This is a genomic window from Salinivibrio sp. VGrn1, from assembly GCF_009377995.1.
GTDB lineage: Bacteria > Pseudomonadota > Gammaproteobacteria > Enterobacterales > Vibrionaceae > Salinivibrio > Salinivibrio siamensis.
Map to the genome: position 1 here is coordinate 217,411 of NZ_SATA01000004.1, position 21,532 is coordinate 238,942.

Below are 21,532 nucleotides of genomic sequence, written 5' to 3' on the forward strand. Positions count from 1 at the left end.
TGGGGTTTATTCTTGTCTTTTACCTCATGGATCGAGTGTCATTAACGCATGTCAGCCAATAGCATTAAACTCTCAACAGAGCGACTTCAAGCCGGTCTTTATATCAAACTGCCGCTAAAATGGCGCGATCATCCGTTTATGCTTAATCGTTTTCAAATAGAAAGCGAGGCACAAGCGAAGGTGATACGCTCGCTCCCAACAAGCTTTGTCTACTACTACCCAGATAAAAGTACGACAGTCCCCTTACCCGCGCTGACAGAAAAAAAAGAAAACCCGGATGAAGTCGATCCACATGCAGTCAGCCGAGAAAAAGCGGCGATGGAGCAGGAAAAACAACAGCGCATAGAGGAACAACGCCGCTTTCGTGCTCGCATTCAAAAAGTGCAGAAGCATTATCAACGTTCGATGGCACAGCTACGGGCCATCAATATGAAGGCAGCCAACCGTCCACAAGCGGCTAACGAGGATGTCCGCATGCTCGTCGATAGCATGATGGTCTTTGGTAGCGAATCGAATGTCACCCTGCATCTAATGGACGATCCGAGCCTGGCAGAAGACATGTATGCGCACTCACTGAATGTGGCCGTCCTCGCGCTGATGTTGGCACGCAGTAACGGGTACGACAATGATCAGCTTCGCGCATTGATCACCGGCGCGGTGCTGCATGATATCGGTACCAAGAAGGTGCCGTCGGCCATCGTGCGAAAAAAGGAGCGACTGACAGAGCCGGAAATGAATTACTACCGTCAACATGTTAATTATGGGGCGGAGCTGGTAGCAGAAATGGAAGAGTGTACCCCTGAAGTCGAAACCATCATTGCCCAGCACCACGAGTTTGCTAACGGCAGTGGCTTCCCCAAAGGCCTATTGGGTGATGACATCGACGAAGCGGCGCAGATTGTCAGTATGGTGAACTTTTTTGACCGCTTATGTCGTCCTCAGTTTGGCGCATCCGCACGGATGCCTTTTGCCGCCTTGTCTCATCTTTTTAAAGACAATAAAGCCAAATTCAACCCGCGTCTGTTGGCACTATTTGTCAAGATGATGGGCGTTTATCCGCCAGGAACGGTGGTAAAGTTGTCGAATGACGATCTCGGCATGATTATCTCGGTGAACAGCTCTGCCCTACTTAAACCCAATGTGATGATTTATGACCCGGATATTCCTTCTGATCAAGCCACCATCATTGACATGCGTGACAGTGAGCTAGAGATAGACACGGCTGTGCCTATCTCTAAATTGCCAGACGCGGTAAAAGAATACCTGAAGCCGCGCACCCGGATTTCGTATTTTATGGACGCTGACGGCTAAGCGACGACACATTAATCGCCACTAGGATCAGCTTTGTCCGCTTTCTCGACGGCTCGATGCAGCTCCACCGTCAGGTTATCAATAAGGCGTGTCGTACCAAGATAGGCGGCGACGAGAATCACCGCTTGTCGGCTGTTTTCATGCAATTGCGCAAGAGACGTGGCGTCACGAATATAAAATTCATCAGGCTGTAACCCCGCCGCACGCAGTTGATCGTGAGCATCTTCAATCAGATCATCGAGATCACGACGCCCATTACGCATTTGTACACTCATCCAGCGCATGGTTTTCGCCAGCACTGGTGCACGTTGACGCTCATCGACGGTTAGGTTGTTATTACGGGAGCTCATCGCCAACCCATCGCTTTCACGCACGGTAGGCACACCAATAATTTCAATCGGCATAGCCATGTCTGCCACCAATTTGCGGATCACCGCCAATTGCTGAAAGTCTTTTTCGCCAAAGCAGGCCACCGCCGGCTGTACCAAATTAAAGAGTTTGCTCACCACGGTGGCGACACCACGGAAATGACCGGGGCGCGATGCCCCTTCTAACATGGTTGAAAGTCCTGGCACCTCAACTCTAGTATGTGCATCCAGTCCGTGTGGATAGAGGGTATCGGCCGTTGGTGTAAACACCAACTCCACGCCCTCCTCACGCAACTTGGTCAAATCATCATCCAATGTACGCGGGTAGTAGGTTAAGTCGTCCGCGCGATCAAATTGCATCGGATTAACAAAAATGCTAACCACCACCACATCGCCTTGCTCCCGGGCTTTGCGAACCAAGGTTAAATGCCCTTGATGGAGATTCCCCATGGTCGGCACAAAGGCGATGCGCTTATCCGCTTTTTGCCACTGGCTGATTTGATCGCGCAGTGGCGCCACCTCAGAAATTACCTGCATACTCGGTCTCTCTATTTAAACGTGTGGGCGGAACCGGGAAATTCGCCACTCGCCACTTCTTGCACATACTTAGCCACCGCAGCGCGCACATCACCGGCCTCTGCCAAGTAGTTTTTCGAGAACTTGGGCATGTAGTTTGCCGATACGCCGAGCATATCATGCATGACCAAAATTTGACCATCGGTGTCACCGCCGGCACCAATGCCAATCACTGGCACCGACACCGTATCGGTAATACGTTTAGCCAGTGAGGCGGGCACGCATTCAAGTAGGATAATCTGTGCACCGGCCTTCTCTAGCGCGACCGCATCGGCCACCATTTGCTCCGCTTTCTCTTCCTCACGGCCTTGTACTTTAAAGCCACCAAAGATATTCACCGATTGCGGGGTGAGGCCCAAGTGCGCACAAACCGGCACGGCGCGCTCAGTCAGCATTTTCACCGTATCAACCAGCCATGATCCGCCCTCAATTTTGACCATATTGGCGCCCGCTTTGATCAACGCTGCGGCATTGGTACAGGCTTGCTCAGGCGTTGCGAAGCTCATAAATGGCATATCGGCCATCAGCAAGCTGTTGGGACTGCCCGCTCGCACGCAACGGGTGTGATACGCCAGCTCGTCAACCGAGACTGACAAGGTATCGCTTTTTCCTTGCAACACCATGCCTAACGAATCGCCAACTAATAAAACAGGCACGTCCTGCTGCTCAAATAATTGAGCAAAGCTCGCATCATAGGCAGTCAAGGACGCAAACTTCTGCCCTTGCTGCTTCCAAGTGATCAGATCGGTAATTGTGATTTTTTTCATTGTGTCTCCCAAAGCCTGAAACTGGGGCCCACCGATTAAGCGTGATCGCTAATACGGGTTAAACCATTGCGATCAACGCGCGTCAGGCACGCGGCGAGGGTGCTGCCATCAGGCAGGCACAAGTCGGGGGCGATGTCGGCAAGTGGATAAAGCACGAACTCACGCACTTTCATGCCGTAATGTGGCACCGTCAGTCGCGGCTCATCAATGACGCGATTGCCATAGAGTAGAATATCGAGGTCCAAGGTTCTCGGTCCCCAACGCTCTGCTTTGCGTTCCCTGCCATAATCAAGCTCAATGGCTTGTGTTGCATCCAATAGTGTCAGAGGGTCAAGCTGGGTGTCCAGCGCCGCGACGGCATTAACATAATCGGGCTGATCGGTCGGCCCCATGGGTTTGCTGGTATAAAGGGCTGATACTGCCACAAAACGACTCTGCGGCAGTGTCTTTAACGCAGCAATCGCCTGTTTGGCTTTTTCTACAGGCTCACCGAGATTGCTGCCAATGGCGATATATACCCGATTCATGCGTCTGAATTTGACTGCGGTTTACGCCGACGTGGCGGTCCCTTACGCCGACGAGACTTGGGTTTACGCGTATTATGAGCTTTATTGATCGCACGCACCATTTTTTGGCGGCCACTTTGATCTGCACGCTGAAAGTCTCGCCACCACGCACACAGCGCTTCGGTCTCTTCACCTTCGACCGCACCGCGCATCTCGAGCAAATCAAATGCCGCTCGGAATTTTTTCTCGTCCAGTGTTTTAAACGCACGCGCACCAGTGCGACGAGTCATACGCATTTGCAATTGCCACACTTCACGTATCATGGCGGTGAAGCGCCGCGGAATGGCGATGGTCTTAACTTGCTCATCCACAATGTCACTGGCGGCCACCATGAAGGCATCGTAGTAGCTCAAACCACTCTCAAATGCCATTTCTTCCGCCCGTGTCACCAAGGGATACCAAAGCATGGCAGCAAATAAGAAAGCCGGATTAATGCGCTGTTCGTTAACCACCCGCTTATCAGTTGAGCGTAATACCTGCTCTAACATCTGTTCCGTTTGGCTAGATTGCGCTTCGGTAAAGTGCGCGGCCACGGCAGGGAAAAGCTGCTGAAATAAATTATACTCGCGCAACATTTGGTACGTCGCGAACCCTTGACCGGACTGCAACAGCTTCAAGCTTTCTTCAAACATTCGCGCGGCCGGGATGTCTTGCAATAACGGCGCAAGCTCGACAATCGGCGCCGCTGTCGCGCTATTAATCGTCATATCAAGCTTAACCGCAAAGCGCACGGCGCGTAGCATCCGTACCGGATCTTCACGGTAACGCGTTTCAGGATCACCGATCAGGCGGATAACGCGGTTATTGAGATCATCGAGCCCCCCCGCATAATCCCGAATAGAAAAGTCGGCGATATTGTAATACAGCCCGTTCACCGTAAAGTCACGGCGCTGCGCGTCTTCATCGATGGTGCCATATACATTGTCACGCAATAGCATCCCGTCTTCCGAGCGAGCGGTTTGCTTATCTTTTTCGCCTTTACCGTGATGGCCTCGGAACGTGGCGACCTCGATCACATCGCGGCCAAATAAGATATGGGCAAGACGAAAACGCCGCCCAATGAGCCGGCAGTTACGAAACAGCTTTTTGACTTCATCTGGCGTTGCGTCGGTCGCAATATCGAAGTCTTTGGGTTCACGCCCCAACAATAAATCTCGCACACCGCCACCAACGAGGTACGCTTCAAAGCCCGCTTTGTGCAGGCGATAAAGCACTTTCAGCGCATTTTCGCTGATACCTTTGCGCGAAATGCCATGTGCTTTGCGGGGGATAACTTCCAACTTAAGATCCTCAATTTCGCGTGTTTTACTATCACGATTCAGAACCTTACGGCAAAAGCTGGTCACTCGATTAAAGATAGCTCACCTCGTATTTAATTGTTCGGGCCATGAAACAGCGGCATATAATATATCAGGGTGGGCCATTTTAGAATGCTGTCGTCACTTCCGTTTTTCTCGGTATCTGTGTCAACGACCAACGCTTAACCGCCAGGTCCAATAATTGGGTGGGACTAGCCACCTCTTGCTCAGCCACTGCATGCAAACCAAGAAACGTCATCGCTGCGCGTAAAGCTGGCAGCGGCACTTGATTATCAATGGCAGGAGCCCGGTTTTGCTTAGAAAGCTTGTGTCCCTCTGCATTGACAGCCAGAGGAAGGTGTAAATAACGCGGCACGGGTTGGCCGAGTTGTTGGTACAACGCGATATGGCGCCCTGTCGGCATAATTAAATCCGCCCCACGCACGATATCGGTCACGCCTTGGTCGATATCATCCAATACCACCGCAAGGTTATACGCATACAAGCCATCGCGTCGTTTGATGATAAAGTCTTCATTGGCAAGATGCGCATCAAGACCAAGCGTACCATGCAACCTGTCCTGAAAAGCGAGCACCTCGACGGGACTTTTTAGTCTCACCGCCGCCGCTTGCGCCCCTTTACCTTTATCACGACACCAACCTGGGTAGACGCCGCCCGCCTCTTTAATCTGCCGACGCGTACAGGTGCAATAATACGCCTGTCCCGATGCAAGCCAAGCCTCTATTTGTGCTTGGTAATCAGAAAGGTGCTGGCTTTGGTAACGCACCTCTCCGTCCCACTCAAAACCAAACGCCTCTAGCGTGCGCAAAATGTCACTCGCGGCGCCCGGCTGCTCCCGAGGCGGATCGATATCTTCAATCCGAACCAGCCATTGCCCATGGTGTGCACGCGCATCTAAATACGAGCCAAGTGCCGCCACCAATGAGCCAAAGTGTAGCGGGCCCGACGGGGAAGGGGCAAAACGGCCAATATAAGCGGTCTGCAAAGTCATGATAAGCGCATAGACAGTAGGTGCAACGCCTGCAGCGAGTGTGAATAGCGCAAATTGTACGGGGATCTTGCGCTAACACAAGCACCCTAAAACACAAAAAGGGAGCCGAGGCTCCCTTTTATCTGTCTGATTTTCTCTCCGCTAACCACGGCTAGGCATCGATGTGTGCAAATATAACGCGCCAGCGTTAGCCAGCCATTTGCTTTTCTTTTAGCTCAGCCAGTGTTTTACAATCAATACACAGCTCTGCTGTTGGGCGAGCTTCTAAGCGGCGCACCCCAATTTCGATACCACACGAGTCGCAAAAGCCGAAGTCATCATCTTCGATACGCTGCAATGTCTTATCGATCTTCTTAATCAGCTTGCGCTCGCGATCGCGATTACGCAGCTCTAGGTTGAATTCCTCTTCCTGTGCTGCACGATCGACAGGATCGGGGAAATTGGCCGCCTCATCTTTCATATGATTCATGGTGCGGTCGACTTCTTCCCTGAGCTGATTACGCCACGCATTGAGGATTTTACGGAAATGCTCAAGCTGAGCCTCTCCCATATACTCCTCTCCAGGTTTCTCCTGGTATGGCTCTAATCCGGCAATGGCCAGGATGCCCAGCGATTTCTTTTCTTTGCTTTCTGGCATTCAGCTTCTCCTAAAAAACCTTGACATGACCCGTGTCTGTCAAATGAGGGCGCTATCTATAGCAGAAAGCCTTTAGGGTGGCAATCTTTGATTTACGCCGCGCAACGCCCAATGTGAACATGCTTACACTTTTGCGGTATGACTAACAAAAGGTACGGAATTAACCAGATTTAGCTCACTCGGCGACATCTGAGCCTGATAGCAGATCACTTCTACCCCTGACGCCAACGCCTGATTTAATAACTGGTTATAATCCGGGTCGATATGGGGGGCACCAGTGACTTTTTCAATCCCCGAGTGCAAAACAACGAACAATAAAACCGCACGATGTCCTTGCTCTGCCATCGCCATCAGCTCACGCAAGTGCTTTTGCCCACGCGTCGAGACGGCGTCCGGAAACGCGCCCCAGCCGTCTTCCTCCAATAATGTGACACTCTTTACTTCTATATAGCAGTCCGCTTTGTCATCGTCACGTAATAGTAGGTCTATGCGGCTGTTTTCACTGCCATAGCGTACTTCCGTCTGTAATTGTCGATACCCCACTAGTTCAGGAATACGATTCGCCTGCACCGCCTCAACCGCTAAGGTGTTGGCGCGCGCCGTGTTGACACAAATCCAGTGTCCCTGCTGGGTATGATTAAGCTCCCAACTGTGAGGGTATTTACGCTTGGTATTATCGGAGGTGGAATACCAAACGGTATCGCCTGGCGTCGCACAACCGGTCATCGCCCCCGTATTGGCACAATGCATGGTCAGCGACTCGCCATTAGCCAAGGTCACATCGGTTAAAAAACGTTTATAGCGGCGTACTAAGGTTGCCGACGCCAATGGTGGGGAAAACTGCATCTGCCGTTCCTGCTGATAATTAACAAAGGCTGAATTGATGCAGGCATTGGTATAACGCCCGCCCCTCATTATCTCGAGGTATCGATTCATCCGACGCGGAGGAAGGCGAAGCATATAATCCAAATCGTTGACACGCAAATGTCTGGGCAGGAGGCGTCGGTAAGTCCAGCGCACCGTCATCTTTGACACCACGACGCAAGGTAATATGCGGGGTAAACGCATGACTGTCCGCTTTCGCTGGCCAAACGGGTAAGGTCTGTAAATGATGAGCCAGCGCCAATAAGGCTTGCGGAGGAGACGCTAACGTTGCACAGACAATCCTCGGCTGAGCCCATACTTCAACGGTCGAGGCCGTGATGGAAAAGGCGGGCAGTTGAAGGTCTTGCACCGTGGCTTGTAGACGAGGAATATATGTATTCGGCACATCACCCAAAAACGCCAAGGTGAGGTGTAAGTTTTGATCGGGCACCGCATGCCCGACTCCACTGAGACGATTTTTATACGCCACCAGCTGCGCCCGGGCGGTTTGGTTAATGCCCTCCTCCAAACCTAGCGCGAAAAATAGTCGCATGGGCTCTCCTTTTACGCTCAGTCCGTTAAAATAGTCACTTTGATTCTGACACAAAGGGCAAATTCTTGTCGCAGCTTCCGATTGATGCCGTGATACCTGACCTGATAGACGGGCTCGCGGCCTATCCACAAATCGTCTTATCCGCACCACCAGGAGCGGGTAAGTCGACGCGCTTACCCCTCGCGCTACTTGAGCAAGCACCACTGCCGGGAAAAATCGTGCTACTGGAACCCCGTCGGCTCGCCGCTCGCAACATTGCTCGCTTCCTCGCCCATCACCTGGATGAGCCTATTGGCCAAACCATAGGTTTACGCATGCGTGGTGAGACAAAAGTCAGTGCTAAAACGCGTGTTGAGGTGGTCACTGAGGGAGTGCTGACACGTTTGCTGCAAACCGACCCCATGCTCGATGGCGTGAGTGTGATCATGTTCGACGAGTTTCACGAACGCAGCCTGCATGCCGATCTTGCGCTCGCCTTGAGCCTAGATTGCCAAGCCGGCTTGCGAGATGATCTGCGCCTAGTGGTCATGTCTGCCACCTTAGATAATCACGCCTTGGCGCAACATTTACCCGACGCTCTGACCCTGACAACTGAAGGGCGCAGCTACCCGATTCATTATCACTATCACCCACTGTCACGGCATTCACCATGGGCCAGCGCAGTAGCGAGCGCCAGCCTTGATTTTATCGCTCAACACGCAGGGTCGGCCCTACTCTTTCTCCCCGGCGTGGGCACGATTAAACAGGTTTATGCCGCCCTAGAAGGGCACCTACCTGATGACATGGATTTGCACCGCCTCCACGGCAGCCTTGACGTCTCGGCGCAACACGCCGCGATTGCGTCTCCCTCCCCTGGAAGACGTAAGTTAGTGCTCACAACCAACATTGCTGAAACCAGTTTAACCATCGAAGGGATTCGTTTAGTCATCGATGCTGGGCTTGAGCGCTTGGTGTTGCACCAAGCCCAAACCGGTATCAATAAATTGGTGACGCGGCAAATAACGCGTAGCGCTGCCATCCAGCGTGCGGGGCGAGCAGGTCGTCTCGAGGAAGGGCAATGCCTGCGTTTATACGGTGAAGAGCAATTTCAGCGCTTACCTGCCACTCCCACCGCGCCGATCTTGCGAGAGGACTTGACCGATCTTGCCCTCAATGTCATCCAGTGGGGCTGTGATGTCAAAGATTTACATTGGCTTGACGTGCCGCCCACCAAGCATTGGCAAGCGGCCTGTACCAGACTGACACAATTGGGGCTGATTGATACGCGCCAAGGACTCACAGCGCTGGGGCAACGTGCCATCCAATTGGCTGCTAGCCCGCGCGCTGCCGCCATGTTGGCTCGGGCTGAAAAGGCGGATACCGCCGTGTTATCCACCGCCTGCTGGCTCGCCGCATGGGCCGACAAACCGATGACCTCAGGTGTATCACTGGCACTGATTGACCAATTACAGGCGGTCATGTCTCACAAAGACTATCAAGACCGCGCTCAATCGCTGGCACGGGCACTTGGGATAAAGTTACAACGCTCACTCGATGAAGCCATATTGCCACTGCTGGCCGCGAACATCTGGCCAGATAGAATCGCATTGAGACGGGGAAAAACGGGGCGCTTTATGATGGCCAATGGTCACGGCGTGACACTCGATAGCCAAGACGCACTCAGTCACAACGAGGCAATCGTGGTTTGTGATGTGATGGCCGGCGAGCAACACGACAGCCGCGCCTACAGTGCTATCGCGCTTTCACTGCGCTCGCTACAACAAATGCGCCCCGACTTATTACGTGAACATGAGGTCGTACAATGGGATGACCAACGCGGCACATTACAAGCAGAAAAACAGCAACGCCTCGGCGAATTAGTGCTTTATCGTGAGCCACTTAATACACTCAGCGCTGAGCAACAGGCGCAAGGGTTATTAAACGCCGTGCGCCAAAAAGGCATTAATACATTGAACTGGCAAAGCGGCAGCCAATCCTTGCTCACCCGCGCCCGCTGCGCACAAGCCTGGGGACTGGATATCATGCTACCGCCACTTAGCGACGACGACTTATTGGCATCGCTCGATACCTGGCTGGCGCCTTTTGTCCATGGCATGTCACGTTGGCAAGCCCTGCAGCAGCTGGATCTCAAGCCCGTGCTGGAGGCCTGGTTCGGTTTTGCGGCAACACAGCAATTAAACACCGCGTTGCCCACACACATTACTGTCCCAACCGGATCACGTTATCCGCTGCGCTATAACCCGGAAAACGCGCCCGTCTTAGCGGTAAAAATGCAGGAAATGTACGGACAGGCGGATACACCCACCCTGGCTAACGGCCAGGTGGCCGTGCAAGTGGAGTTGCTCTCTCCCGCCGGACGGCCACTGCAAATCACGCAAGATCTGGCGGGGTTTTGGCAAGGCAGCTACAAAGAGGTGCAAAAAGAAATGAAAGGGCGCTACCCTAAGCACCTTTGGCCTGATGATCCGGCCAACCATGCGCCAACCCGTAAAACCAAGCGCCATTTTAACCAGAGTTAAGCTATTGTATGGCAGAGAAAAAAACACGCTCACGCCCGAGCAACAAAAAACGTTCATCACCCAAGCGCCAGCCCAAAAAGACGTCTACTAAGCCAAGTTGGGGGAAACGCCTGTTAGGCTTGGGGCTAAAGTGCAGCCTCGTCGGGATTGCGGCCGTCGTTATGTTAGGTATCTATCTGGATGGCAAAATCCAAGACAGGTTCAGCGGCCAGATTTGGCAGCTTCCTGGGGTCGTTTATGGCCGAGTCATCAACCTGTCTCCTGGCAGCGACTTTTCCCTTTTGCAGCTGCGCCAACAGCTAGACGCCCTCAACTATCAGAAAGTGCGTACGCCCAAAAGGCCTGGCGAGTATTCGGCGTCAAGCACTCGGCTTGAGATCATTCGTCGCCCATTTGATTTTGAGGATGGGCCCGCGCCGGCGCGTCATGCGATGTTGAGCTTTGCTGACGGCCAAGTGGGTAAAATCACCGAGGTAAACAGCCAACAACCGCTAGGATTACTGCGTATCGAGCCCAAGCTGTTGGGCATGATGGAATCTGGAATTCGCGAGCAGCGTTTATTCTTACCACGAGAGCGCTTTCCCGAATTTTTAGTTGAAGCTTTGATTACCACGGAAGACAGAGACTTCTATCATCACGAAGGCGTCTCTCCTACGGGTATTTTGCGTGCCTTGGTCGCCAATATTCGCGCAGGACGCACCGTGCAAGGTGGCTCGACGCTTACCCAACAGCTGGCTAAAAACCTATTCCTCACCCGTGATCGTACCTTGTGGCGTAAGGTGCAAGAAGCCTACATGGCTTTGATCCTCGATTTTCGCTACAGCAAAGACAAAATCCTAGAGGCCTATCTTAACGAGGTCTACCTTGGCCAAAACCGCGGCGAGCCGGTGCATGGCTTTCCTTTGGGCGCGCGCTTGTATTTTGGTCGCCCTATCAGTGAGCTACGTATTGATCAACTCGCGCTGCTGGTTGGCATGGTAAAAGGGCCATCTTATTACAATCCCTTCCGCCACCCTGAACGCGCGAAAACACGACGTGATCTGGTATTACGCTTGATGCTCGAGCAAAATCTACTCACCAGTGCCAATTACGATGCTGCCGCCAGTCGTCCGCTCGATATTCAGGCCACTCCAACACTTTCGCGTCCCCAACCCGCCTATTTTGATCAACTTAAAGAGGAGATCCGCCAACATGTAGGCGATAACTACGCGGCAGGAGAAGGGCTACGTATATTTACCACACTGGATCCTGTCTCACAGCAAGCCATTGAAGGCGCGGTGGTGGATAAAGTTAAGGCGCTGAAAAATAGAGCTGGCAACAAACTTGAAGCGGCGGCCGTCATCGCAGACCGACGCAGCGGTGAAATACGCGCCATGGTTGGTGGGGCGCGCCCAGGCTTTGCAGGCTTTAATCGCGCATTAAATGCCAAACGTCCTATCGGCTCGCTCTCAAAACCGGCGGTGTATCTGACCGCGTTGAGCCACCCCGAACGTTTCCAGCTCACCAGTAAGATTGACGATAAACCGATTCGCTTGGAGGGTAGCCAAGGCAGTAGCTGGCAACCACGCAACTATGATCGCCAGTATCGAGGCCGTGTGTCCTTACTCACCGCTCTCGCCAAGTCTTATAACGTCCCGACGGTGAATCTCGGCATGCAGTTGGGGTTAGATGAGGTGATCAATACCTTTGGCAAACTGGGTGCTAATACCGATAATATCCCCCAGGTACCGTCATTGCTCCTCGGCGCGTTTAGCATGAGTCCCTTCGACGTCACCCAAATCTACCAAACGCTCGGCAGTGGTGGGCAACGTGCGCCATTAACCGCCTTACGCGCGGTCACCACCAAAGAAGGACAGAGCCTTTATCAAAACTGGCCAAAAGCCGAGCGTGTTGTCTCTCAGCAAGCCGGCTGGCTAACGCTGTATGCGATGAAACAAGTGGTGCAACAAGGCACCGGCGGTTATTTAAAACGTCATCATGGCAACGTGGCACTGGCCGGCAAAACCGGCACCACAGACGATAACCGAGACAGTTGGTTTGTGGGTATTGATGATAAAGAAGTCACCACGGTGTGGCTTGGCCGCGACGATAACCAATCGACCGGGCTCACCGGGGCCTCAGGCGCATTGCGTGTCTATGATGATTATCTCAGTCGTCGAGGCGCCAGTGCGCTGACGTTATCTTGGCCGGCTCACATCACGACGGTCGCGGTGACGCAAAAAGGCAGTCAATACCAGCTGAGCTGTCGCGGAGATGCCTCGCTGCCAGTTTGGGATATTAACGGGCAGTTTGCCAAGCGCTGTGGTCAGTCAGACCCGGTCGGCTGGCTGAAAGGTTTATTTAATTAACCGTCAGCACACCATCAGGCATCACCGTTCAAGCTCGTAATAAAAAGCCCCGGCCATCATCGCCGGGGCTTTTTTATCCAATATTAATCCGAATCACAGATACGGTGAGGTCGTTAACTACGCAAGCCTGTCCCTTTGGAAATCAAACCCCAAGCCAGCGCATACAAGCCGATAATAAACAGCGTCAGTACCCCAAACGATGTCATGATGCCGACATCTGACACGCCAAGAAAGCCGTACCGGAACGCGTTCACCATGTACACAATCGGGTTGAGCTTGGATACCCCTTGCCAAAAATCGGGCAACAGTGAGAGTGAATAAAACACCCCACCTAAGTAGGTTAAGGGCGTCAGCACAAAGGTGGGGATAAGGCTAATGTCGTCAAACGTTTTGGCGAAGATAGCGTTGATAAGCCCACCCAATGCGAACACCGCCGAAGTAAAGACCACGGTGGTAATCACGATCAACGGATGCGCTATCTGCAAGTCGACGAAGAACAAAGAGGTCATGGTCACCAAGGCGCCGACCGCTAACCCCCGACACATCCCGCCACCGATATACCCGGCAATGATCACGTAATTGGGGATCGGCGCCACCAAAAGCTCTTCAATATTATGCTGAAACTTGGCACTAAAAAATGAAGAGGCCACATTCGAGTAGGAGTTGGTGATCACCGACATCATGATAAGCCCCGGCACGATATACTCCATGTAGGAGAAACCTTCCATCTGGCCAATCCGCGAGCCAATCAGATTACCGAAAATGATAAAATAGAGGCTCATGGTAATCGCGGGCGGAACCAAGGTTTGCACCCAGATACGGGTAAAGCGCGCCACTTCTTTATGAATCAGAGTTCGAAAGGCGACCCAATACAAAGCATTCATGCACGCTCCTCCCCATTTTGCTGAATTAAGGTGACAAATAGCTCCTCAAGGCGGTTTGCCTTGTTGCGCATCGACAGTACCTGCACCCCTTGTTGCGACAACTGGTCAAAGACAGGGGTCAACCCGACTGACTTATTTACTTCCACTTCCAAGGTATTGGTATCGGTTTTCTGCCAATTAACACCGTCTAAGGTGCTCAGTTTATGCCCCGGCTGTAAATCAAGGATAAACGTCTCTGCGTCCAGCTTCGCCAGCAAGGCCTTCATGGAGGTATCTTCCACCAGCTCGCCTCGATTGATGATACCGATGTTGCGACACAAGGTTTCGGCTTCTTCAAGGTAATGAGTGGTGAGAATAATGGTGATCCCTTGCCGGTTTATCTCGGTGAGAAAGTCCCACATGGAACGACGCAGCTCAATATCGACGCCAGCGGTTGGCTCGTCCAAAATCAACAGACGAGGCTCATGCATCAGCGCACGGGCGATCATTAAGCGACGCTTCATGCCTCCCGACAAATTACGGGCAGGCTCGTGGCGCTTATCCCACAAATCGAGCTGCGAGAGGTATTTTTTCGCGCGTAATTTGGCTTGGTCGCGGGGCACACCATAGTAACCCGCTTGGTTCACCACGATCTGCTCCACTTTCTCAAACTGGTTAAAGTTAAACTCTTGTGGCACCAGTCCGATCTGCTTTTTGGCCTCCACCTTTTGGGTGTCGAGATCGTAGCCAAAAATGCTCACCTGCCCCTGGGTTTTATTCACCAGTGAGCTCAAAATGCCAATTGTGGTGGATTTGCCCGCCCCATTTGGCCCCAATAGCGCATAAAAATCGCCCTCCTCCACAGAGAGCGATACCCCTTTTAGCGCCTTAACACTGGTCCCATAGGTTTTGACCAGGTCTTTGATGTCGATGGCTTTCATAAGCTCCCGTTCTTTTAAGGCATGACCTCGGTCACTCGGTGCGCAGCACGGAGTGCGTCATAACGGCTATCAAAAGTATGATCGTCAGTGAGCCAATTTTTAACATGCAAGCGCTCAAGCTGATCCCGTGTTTTTTGATGGGGGCAGAGCAGAAAAACTTGGCAATTGGCGTCAACCGCATCTTTGATCGCATTTTCCAGCGCGAGGCCGACGGTCATATCAATCATGGGCACGTCACTGAGGTCTAAGATCATGACATCGAATTCCTCGATTTTACTGTGCTGACGTGCAATCGCTTTCGAGACACTGAATATCATTGGGCCTGAGAGATAGAAAAACAACACTTTTCCGTTGGCGCTGTCTAATAAAGCCCTTTCCATCTCGCTTAGGGGGACGTCATCTTCATCCGCATCACTGATCGCTTTGACCTGCTTTTCTTGCTCACGGCTTAAGTGTTCGATGGCAATAATATTGGCAATAAACACGCCCACACCCACTGCCACGATTAAGTCCACCAGCACGGTTAATATCATCACCCCATACATGATCACGGTTTGATGTAAGCTGACTTTGTGAGCACGTTGGATAAAGGTGCGGTCAAGGATATTGAAGCCCACATAGATGGCGATACCCGCCAGCACCGCCATCGGGATGGGTTCAGTCAAAAAGCCTGCGACCAAGATCACCGCTGCTAGAATAAGGGCGCGTACAATGGCCGCAAAGGGTGAGCGCCCGCCCACTTGTACATTGACGACCGTGCCCATGGTGCCACCCGCTCCCGGCAAAGCGCCAAATAACCCCGCGACCATATTGGCCAGCCCCTGACCGCGCAACTCTTTATCCGAGTCGTGTTCCTCACGCGTGAGCGAGTCGGCAATCACAGCAGAGAGCAAAGTATCAATACAGCCCAAGGTCCCCAACACTAACGCGTCCACCACCATGGTGGTCAGCATCTCACTGTCGATGTGTGGCAGCATCAAGGTTGGCAAGCCAGTTGGAATAACACCAATTCGACGAATCGCCTCGAGATCAAACCACCACATTGACAGCAAAGTCACCACCACCAAGGCAACGAGTTGTACCGGCATATAACGGCGATATTTTTGTGGGAAAGAAAAGAGGATCCCAAGCGTAAGCAGCCCCAATAAAAGCTCACTGCGCTGAGTGTGTGCAATCAGCTCAGGCAACGCCTTCAGTGTGCCCAGCACGCCTCCTTCGGGGGTCACGTGTCCCAACAAAGGCGGCAGCTGCAAAATGATCAAGATAACGCCAATACCGGACATAAACCCAGATATCACGCTATATGGCATTAAAGTAACGTACTTTCCAAGCTTCAAGGTCCCTAAAATCACTTGGAATAAGCCCGCCATCATCACCACCGTAAAGCCCATTGCCATGCCCCCTTCGGGGTAACGTGACACCATGGTGGTGAGTACCGCGGTCATGATCACTGTCATCGGGCCAGTCGGCTCTGAGATAAGGGTTGAAGAGCCACCAAATAACGCGGCAAAAAGCCCCACCAAAATGGCCCCCCACATCCCGGCTTCGGCGCCTGCACCTGACGCTACCCCGAACGCCAGTGAGAGGGGCAAAGAAATAACCGCCGTGGTGACGCCCCCAAACAGGTCCCCTTTCAGGGTCCAGTTCTTGAATCGTTCGAATTTCAAAACAGCTGATCCTTTCAAGTCGTATGCAGTATCACGGCCATGACGGCTTTACTCACTGGCACGGGGGTCCCCCTGTGCGCGCGCCAGTATATAGGAATGTGCACAAGATCAAATCAGGAAGGGAAACGCATGGTCAGTTTTCAACCAAAAAGAATAAAATGATGAGAAATGTGGCAAATATTCACTAAATATCTTGTATTTAAGTGATCGTGATGGGGTGTTTTTTGCTAGGCGGGAAACGCGCGGATCCCTCTAAAAAGTCATGACAGCACACAAACCCGCTCATGACGCCAGTTTGCGAGTTTGTGTGTATCGAGGTGTAATAGACGTTGAACAGTGCGCTATGGCATCACTTCTACCAAGCGGTTGGCCGCCTCTAATGCTGGTTTGCGTGTGGTAAAAATATGCGCGTCTCTGACCCAATCACCGATGTGAAGGCGCTGCAGCTGCTCACGTGTCTCATCGTGCGGGCACAGTAAAAACACCGTGCACTCGGCCTCACGCGCATCTTTAATCGCGTTCTCTAACGCCAAGCCCACCGTCATGTCTAACATGGGCACATCGCTTAAATCCAAGATCATCACACGGAACTCGTTGATGTGGGCATGCTGGCGTGCAATCGCTTTCGAGACACTGAAAATCATCGGCCCGGAAAGATAGAAAAACAACACTTGGCCATTGCTGGCATCAAGCAGCGCACGCTCTTCGTCATCAAGCGGCACTTCATCATCTTCGGCATCACTGATGGCACGCACTTGCTTGGCTTGCTCTCGGCTTAGGCGCTCAATCACCAATAAGTTGGCAATGAATACCCCCAAGCCAACGGCAACAATCAAGTCGACAAATACCGTCAGCGCCATCACGCCATACATGATCCCCGTCTGCTGTAAGCTGATCTTGTGGGCGCGATGAAGAAAGCTCCAATCGAGGATATTAAAACCGACGTACAAGGCGATGCCCGCCAATACTGCCATCGGGATGGGCGCGGTCAGCGCACCGGCGACCAATACCACCGCGGCTAACATCGCCGCCCGCAAAATTCCCGATAAGGGAGAACGCGCGCCTACTTGTACATTCACCACGGTGCCCATAGTCGCCCCCGCGCCAGGGAGCGCACCAAATAACCCGGCAATCATATTGGCGACGCCCTGTCCGCGCAGCTCGCGATCAGAGTTGTGTTCTTGCCGCGTCAGTGAGTCAGCAATCACCGCGGTTAATAAGGTATCAATACAGCCTAAGGTGCCCAGCACGAGGGCATCAATCACCATCGCAGTAAAATGCTCAGCCGTGATATGCGGAAGCACTAGCGAGGGTAAGCCAGTGGGTATTTCCCCAATACGACGAATGCTGTCGGTATCAAACAATAAAATCGACACCAAAGTGATACTGACGAGTGCGACAAGCTGTGCGGGAATAAAACGACGATATTTCGCCGGAAAATAAAACAAGATGCCAAGCGTCAAAACACCGAGAAATACCTCTTTAATGTCGGCTTGACTGAGTAAATCAGGCAATGCTTTGAGTGTGCCAAGCGCCCCGCCTGTCGGGGCCGCTTGCCCCAGCAAGGGTGCCAGCTGGAGCAAAATCAAGATCACCCCAATCCCCGACATAAACCCCGACACCACGCTGTATGGCATTAAGGTGACGTATTTACCCAGCCTTAAGCTACCAATCAGTATTTGGAACGCGCCTGCCATCATCACCACAGTGAACGCCATCGCTACGCCTCCTTCCGGGTAGCGAGACATCATCGCGGTTAGCACCGTGGTCATGATCACTGTCATCGGGCCGGTCGGTTCAGAAATCAGCGTAGACGAACCACCAAATAGCGAGGCAAACAACCCGACTAAAATCGCGCCCCATAGCCCCGCTTCCGCGCCAGCCCCAGAGGCCACACCAAATGCAAGTGCCAATGGTAAAGAGATGATCGCGGTGGTCACCCCACCAAACAAATCCCCTTTTAATGTCAGCTGCGCAAATCGTCCCTTATCAAACACTCACTACCCTCTACTGCATTGATGGTGGAAGAGACAGTATACGAATTTTCTTGGATTAACCTATCCGAGCAGTGGCTTTGAAGGTAAACAGCGTGATCCATTGGACGCGAAAGGTGTAAAAAAAATGTGAAAATTGATCTCATTATATTTCAAGCCCCCTCATTGCGGTATAGTGGCAATTGATAACTTTGCCAAAAGACTGAGTGGATATGGCCCAAATCAAAGCGTTGTTCGCCAACAATAAAGCCTGGTCAAAAGACATTCGTGATACCAACCCACAATTTTTTGCCGAGTTGGCGAAAGAACAACATCCAGAATATTTATGGATTGGCTGCGCCGATAGTCGCGTCCCCGCAGAGCGCCTGACTGGCTTAGACTCGGGCGAGCTTTTTGTTCATCGTAATGTCGCCAATCAAGTGATTCATACCGATCTCAATTGTTTATCCGTGGTGCAGTACGCCGTCGATGTCCTTCAAATCAAACACATTATTGTCTGTGGCCACTATGGTTGTGGCGGGGTACATGCAGCGATTGAAAACCCTGAGCTGGGTTTAATTAACAATTGGTTACTGCATATTCGTGATCTCTACCTCAAGCACAAAAGCTATCTTAGCCACCTACCTGCACAAGCACGCGGTAATCGGCTATGTGAGATCAATGTCGCCGAGCAGGTGTACCACCTTGGTAATTCCACTATTTTGCGGGCGGCCTGGGAGCGCGGCCAAGATGTGAAGGTCCATGGCTGGTTTTACGACACCACCGACGGGATCTTGCGGGATCTAGGGATGACCGCCAATAGTCAGGCATCACTGGAAATCAACTATCAATCGGCGATGAGTCATCTGGTGCCCAACCCTGCTGCACCGGTTTCTTACGAGAATTGACACAGCGCTGACACAGTAACGCTTGTGATCGCGGCGTAATCGTCGTACAACACCGCCATGACTCCGATCGCGCACGCTTCATCATCGACAACGCACCGCTCTCCGCTCACCCTGTGGCTGATGGCGGGTCTGATGCTGTTTGCGGTGCTGGTCAATGTGGCGGCGCAAGCGCAGGTTTCACCGTTTCAACAAAGCAGCCAAGTCCATGCCCTTGAGCAAACTCCGGCGCTCGTTTCTACCGCGAGAGCCAGCGTCGCCTTGCCTGCTGCATTGCCTGATGACGACACCCAACCGCCACATTTAGCCGCGATTCTTCCTCCCCCGCACATTCGCCTGGCTTGGCACCTGATTGCCTTTTTGTGCGTACTTGGGGTGTGCCTGCCACGCCAGTATCTTGCCTTTTCGCTCCCTCGCCTCGGTGGCTGGCGAGAACACAACCTACAATATCGCTTTATTCATTCGCGTTAATCGTTCGCTTTCCTAAAGGCCGTCGCGCCTTTTCCCCCTAATCACAATATCGAGCTGGCGCTCGGTATTCGGTTTTGCTGTGCGTGATGCACAGCCAAGGAGAACGAATGAATAAATTATCCCCCGCCAATCGGTATTCTTTATGGCACTACGTCGCATTGGTGCTGATGTTAATCGTCCTGACCCTGCAGGCGTTGCCAAGCTTTTTTGGCGACCACCCGGTGGTGAGCGTGTCTCATCACTCGCATCAAGCACTGCAAAACTGGCTAAAAGCCCATCCTGAGACCGTGAGTGAAGTGCGTTATGACTCGCAAGGGACGGTTACCTTAATCACGCCCGATATTAGCCAGCAACAGAACGTACAACAGCAATTAAAAGGCACTCTAGGACCCGACGCGGAAATCACCCTCGATTATTTATCCGCAGCACCCGCGTGGCTATCGCGACTCGGTGCCGAGCCGGTAAAACTAGGGCTCGATCTGCGCGGCGGTGTGCAATTGTTGCTTTGGGTTGATACCGACCAAGCACTCGCCCATCAAGCCGAGACGTTAGTACAAAGCCTCAACCTTTGGTTAGACAGTCAGCACTTACCCGCTAACGCAACGGTCAACACCAAAGATAAGACGACGGTGCGCTTGCCGATGCTCAGTGCCAGCGATCGCAGCAAAGCTGGCGCTTGGTTTACCAAGCATTATCCGCAATGGCGATTCAATCGCACCACGAATGGCTGGCAGATGACCGATACCGAGCAAGACGCGATGAGCCATCAAGCCGTGCGTCAGAATATCGATATTCTTCGCAAACGTATCGACGCCTTAGGCGTGGCTGAGGCGAGTGTGCAACGTCAGGGTACAGACTATATTCGTATCGAACTGCCCGGCGTGCACGATCCTAAGCAAGCTAAAAATGTCATTGGCGCGACAGCCTCACTCGCGTTCTATGCCCTCGATACCACCAGCCCGAAACGCCTGTATGACTCACAGCACAATGTAGTGCCGTTAGCACGTCATGCCATTTTGGGTGGAGAACACATTATTGATGCGCGCACCAGCGTTGATGAAATGCGTCGTCCACAAGTGGATATTCGCTTGGATGGCCCCGGTGGCGAAACCATGCTGGCCTTTACCCGACGTCACTTAGGCGATCCCATGGCCACTGTGTACCGTGAGTATCAAGCTAATGAGCAGGGCGATCTGATTGCCAACGAGCGTGTGATCAACGTCGCGACGATTCAAAGTGCGCTCAGCGATCGATTCCGGATCACGGGCCTGTCGAGCCCAGAAGAAGCCCGTAACCTCTCGATGTTGTTACGCGCTGGCGCACTCACCGCACCGATTAAAATCGTTGAAGAACGCGCGATTGGCCCGACCTTGGGGGCCGATAATATCAAGGCAGGGTTTTCTGCACTGGCCGTCGGCATGATAGGTATGGCTATCTTTATGGTGCTTTGGTATCGCCGCTTTGGCTGGGTCGCGATTGTCTCGCTGGGTGCCAACTTGATGATGCAAGTCGGTCTACTCGCGCTGCTGCCCGGCGCAGTCCTGACCCTACCGGGGATCGCCGGCTTGGTATTAACCGTGGGGATGGCGGTCGATACCAATGTGCTTATCTTTGAGCGTATTCGCGATCGCTTGCGCGCGGGGAACAGCCTTGCCAATGCTATTGATACCGGTTATCGAGCGGCCTTTAGCACGATTTTCGATGCCAATATCACCACCTTAATTTCTGCGCTCTGCTTGTATGCGGTCGGCTCAGGACCATTACAAGGGTTTGCCACCACACTGATTCTGGGACTATGCGCGAGCATGATCACCGGCATTGTCGGCACGCGAGCCATTATCAACCCAATTTGGGGACGCGACCGCCGCCGCACCGTGACCATTTAAGGAGCCT

Annotated in this window: 18 protein-coding genes; 6 read left to right on the forward strand and 12 right to left on the reverse strand. The window is 52.6% G+C overall.

Annotated features, from left to right (window positions below; genetic code table 11):
* Positions 1-48 precede the first annotated feature (48 nt).
* A complete protein-coding gene (locus tag EHW56_RS08470) occupies positions 49-1,311 on the forward strand; it encodes an HD domain-containing phosphohydrolase (RefSeq protein WP_152795023.1) in 1,263 nt (420 codons plus the stop codon).
* An 11-nt stretch (positions 1,312-1,322) separates the two neighbouring features.
* Here the strand turns inward: EHW56_RS08470 and panC are convergent, their stop codons facing one another.
* The 8 genes from panC to thpR all read right to left on the reverse strand — a co-directional run bounded on the left by panC (position 1,323) and on the right by thpR (position 7,952).
* Positions 1,323-2,216: a pantoate--beta-alanine ligase gene (gene panC / locus EHW56_RS08475; protein WP_152800405.1), complete on the reverse strand. Its 894-nt coding sequence runs from the start codon at positions 2,214-2,216 to the stop codon at positions 1,323-1,325.
* Positions 2,217-2,227: 11 nt separating this feature from the next.
* Positions 2,228-3,022 carry a 3-methyl-2-oxobutanoate hydroxymethyltransferase gene (panB, locus tag EHW56_RS08480; protein ID WP_152795027.1) on the reverse strand — a complete coding sequence of 265 codons (795 nt, stop codon included), beginning with the start codon at positions 3,020-3,022 and terminating at the stop codon, positions 2,228-2,230.
* Between the two features lie 35 nt (positions 3,023-3,057).
* On the reverse strand, positions 3,058-3,549 hold the full coding sequence (gene folK / locus EHW56_RS08485) for a 2-amino-4-hydroxy-6-hydroxymethyldihydropteridine diphosphokinase (protein ID WP_077578745.1): 492 nt from the start codon (positions 3,547-3,549) through the stop codon (positions 3,058-3,060).
* Positions 3,546-4,910 carry a polynucleotide adenylyltransferase PcnB gene (gene pcnB, locus EHW56_RS08490; protein WP_152795106.1) on the reverse strand — a complete coding sequence of 455 codons (1,365 nt, stop codon included), beginning with the start codon at positions 4,908-4,910 and terminating at the stop codon, positions 3,546-3,548. The genes folK and pcnB overlap by 4 nt, the downstream gene beginning before the upstream one ends.
* Positions 4,911-5,013: 103 nt before the next feature.
* Positions 5,014-5,898, reverse strand: coding sequence for a tRNA glutamyl-Q(34) synthetase GluQRS (gene gluQRS / locus EHW56_RS08495; RefSeq protein ID WP_152795029.1), 885 nt, complete (start codon positions 5,896-5,898; stop codon positions 5,014-5,016).
* A 187-nt stretch (positions 5,899-6,085) separates the two neighbouring features.
* Entirely contained in the window at positions 6,086-6,535 is a 450-nt protein-coding gene (dksA, locus tag EHW56_RS08500) for an RNA polymerase-binding protein DksA (protein ID WP_046074011.1), read from the reverse strand.
* A 123-nt stretch (positions 6,536-6,658) separates the two neighbouring features.
* Entirely contained in the window at positions 6,659-7,381 is a 723-nt protein-coding gene (gene sfsA, locus EHW56_RS08505) for a DNA/RNA nuclease SfsA (protein ID WP_077578742.1), read from the reverse strand.
* 19 nt (positions 7,382-7,400) lie between these two features.
* Positions 7,401-7,952 carry an RNA 2',3'-cyclic phosphodiesterase gene (gene thpR, locus EHW56_RS08510; RefSeq protein ID WP_152795031.1) on the reverse strand — a complete coding sequence of 184 codons (552 nt, stop codon included), beginning with the start codon at positions 7,950-7,952 and terminating at the stop codon, positions 7,401-7,403.
* Positions 7,953-8,017: 65 nt separating this feature from the next.
* On the opposite strand from thpR, the gene hrpB reads away from it, so the two are divergent.
* Positions 8,018-10,471 carry an ATP-dependent helicase HrpB gene (gene hrpB / locus EHW56_RS08515; RefSeq protein WP_152799520.1) on the forward strand — a complete coding sequence of 818 codons (2,454 nt, stop codon included), beginning with the start codon at positions 8,018-8,020 and terminating at the stop codon, positions 10,469-10,471.
* 8 nt (positions 10,472-10,479) lie between these two features.
* A complete protein-coding gene (gene mrcB / locus EHW56_RS08520) occupies positions 10,480-12,819 on the forward strand; it encodes a penicillin-binding protein 1B (RefSeq protein ID WP_077606105.1) in 2,340 nt (779 codons plus the stop codon).
* A 113-nt stretch (positions 12,820-12,932) separates the two neighbouring features.
* Here the strand turns inward: mrcB and EHW56_RS08525 are convergent, their stop codons facing one another.
* The 4 genes from EHW56_RS08525 to EHW56_RS08540 all read right to left on the reverse strand — a co-directional run bounded on the left by EHW56_RS08525 (position 12,933) and on the right by EHW56_RS08540 (position 18,287).
* A complete protein-coding gene (locus EHW56_RS08525) occupies positions 12,933-13,703 on the reverse strand; it encodes an ABC transporter permease (RefSeq protein WP_046074006.1) in 771 nt (256 codons plus the stop codon).
* Positions 13,700-14,623 (reverse strand): ABC transporter ATP-binding protein, encoded by a 924-nt coding sequence (locus EHW56_RS08530; RefSeq protein WP_069363390.1) that lies wholly within the window; start codon positions 14,621-14,623, stop codon positions 13,700-13,702. The genes EHW56_RS08525 and EHW56_RS08530 overlap by 4 nt, the downstream gene beginning before the upstream one ends.
* A gap of 14 nt (positions 14,624-14,637) precedes the next feature.
* Positions 14,638-16,290, reverse strand: a complete 1,653-nt coding sequence (locus EHW56_RS08535) for a SulP family inorganic anion transporter (RefSeq protein WP_152799522.1) — start codon at positions 16,288-16,290, stop codon at positions 14,638-14,640.
* A gap of 341 nt (positions 16,291-16,631) precedes the next feature.
* Positions 16,632-18,287 carry a SulP family inorganic anion transporter gene (locus tag EHW56_RS08540; protein ID WP_172970004.1) on the reverse strand — a complete coding sequence of 552 codons (1,656 nt, stop codon included), beginning with the start codon at positions 18,285-18,287 and terminating at the stop codon, positions 16,632-16,634.
* Between the two features lie 209 nt (positions 18,288-18,496).
* On the opposite strand from EHW56_RS08540, the gene can reads away from it, so the two are divergent.
* From can to secD, 3 genes are all read left to right on the forward strand, one after another.
* Positions 18,497-19,171, forward strand: coding sequence for a carbonate dehydratase (gene can / locus EHW56_RS08545; RefSeq protein WP_152795039.1), 675 nt, complete (start codon positions 18,497-18,499; stop codon positions 19,169-19,171).
* 57 nt (positions 19,172-19,228) lie between these two features.
* Entirely contained in the window at positions 19,229-19,639 is a 411-nt protein-coding gene (locus EHW56_RS08550; protein WP_152795041.1) for a hypothetical protein, read from the forward strand.
* A gap of 107 nt (positions 19,640-19,746) precedes the next feature.
* A complete protein-coding gene (gene secD, locus EHW56_RS08555) occupies positions 19,747-21,525 on the forward strand; it encodes a protein translocase subunit SecD (protein WP_227486504.1) in 1,779 nt (592 codons plus the stop codon).
* Positions 21,526-21,532 lie beyond the last annotated feature (7 nt).

Excerpts from the sequence above, each read along its gene's own strand:
- secD (WP_227486504.1), top strand. The coding sequence starts at position 19,747 with ATGAATAAATTATCCCCCGCCAATCGGTATTCTTTATGGCACTACGTC.
- can (WP_152795039.1), top strand. The coding sequence starts at position 18,497 with ATGGCCCAAATCAAAGCGTTGTTCGCCAACAATAAAGCCTGGTCAAAA.
- folK (WP_077578745.1), bottom strand. The coding sequence starts at position 3,549 with ATGAATCGGGTATATATCGCCATTGGCAGCAATCTCGGTGAGCCTGTA.
- EHW56_RS08525 (WP_046074006.1), bottom strand. The coding sequence starts at position 13,703 with ATGAATGCTTTGTATTGGGTCGCCTTTCGAACTCTGATTCATAAAGAA.
- thpR (WP_152795031.1), bottom strand. The coding sequence starts at position 7,952 with ATGCGACTATTTTTCGCGCTAGGTTTGGAGGAGGGCATTAACCAAACC.
- gluQRS (WP_152795029.1), bottom strand. The coding sequence starts at position 5,898 with ATGACTTTGCAGACCGCTTATATTGGCCGTTTTGCCCCTTCCCCGTCG.
- panC (WP_152800405.1), bottom strand. The coding sequence starts at position 2,216 with ATGCAGGTAATTTCTGAGGTGGCGCCACTGCGCGATCAAATCAGCCAG.
- EHW56_RS08470 (WP_152795023.1), top strand. The coding sequence starts at position 49 with ATGTCAGCCAATAGCATTAAACTCTCAACAGAGCGACTTCAAGCCGGT.
- dksA (WP_046074011.1), bottom strand. The coding sequence starts at position 6,535 with ATGCCAGAAAGCAAAGAAAAGAAATCGCTGGGCATCCTGGCCATTGCC.
- panB (WP_152795027.1), bottom strand. The coding sequence starts at position 3,022 with ATGAAAAAAATCACAATTACCGATCTGATCACTTGGAAGCAGCAAGGG.
- EHW56_RS08550 (WP_152795041.1), top strand. The coding sequence starts at position 19,229 with ATGACTCCGATCGCGCACGCTTCATCATCGACAACGCACCGCTCTCCG.
- EHW56_RS08530 (WP_069363390.1), bottom strand. The coding sequence starts at position 14,623 with ATGAAAGCCATCGACATCAAAGACCTGGTCAAAACCTATGGGACCAGT.
- mrcB (WP_077606105.1), top strand. The coding sequence starts at position 10,480 with ATGGCAGAGAAAAAAACACGCTCACGCCCGAGCAACAAAAAACGTTCA.
- sfsA (WP_077578742.1), bottom strand. The coding sequence starts at position 7,381 with ATGCAGTTTTCCCCACCATTGGCGTCGGCAACCTTAGTACGCCGCTAT.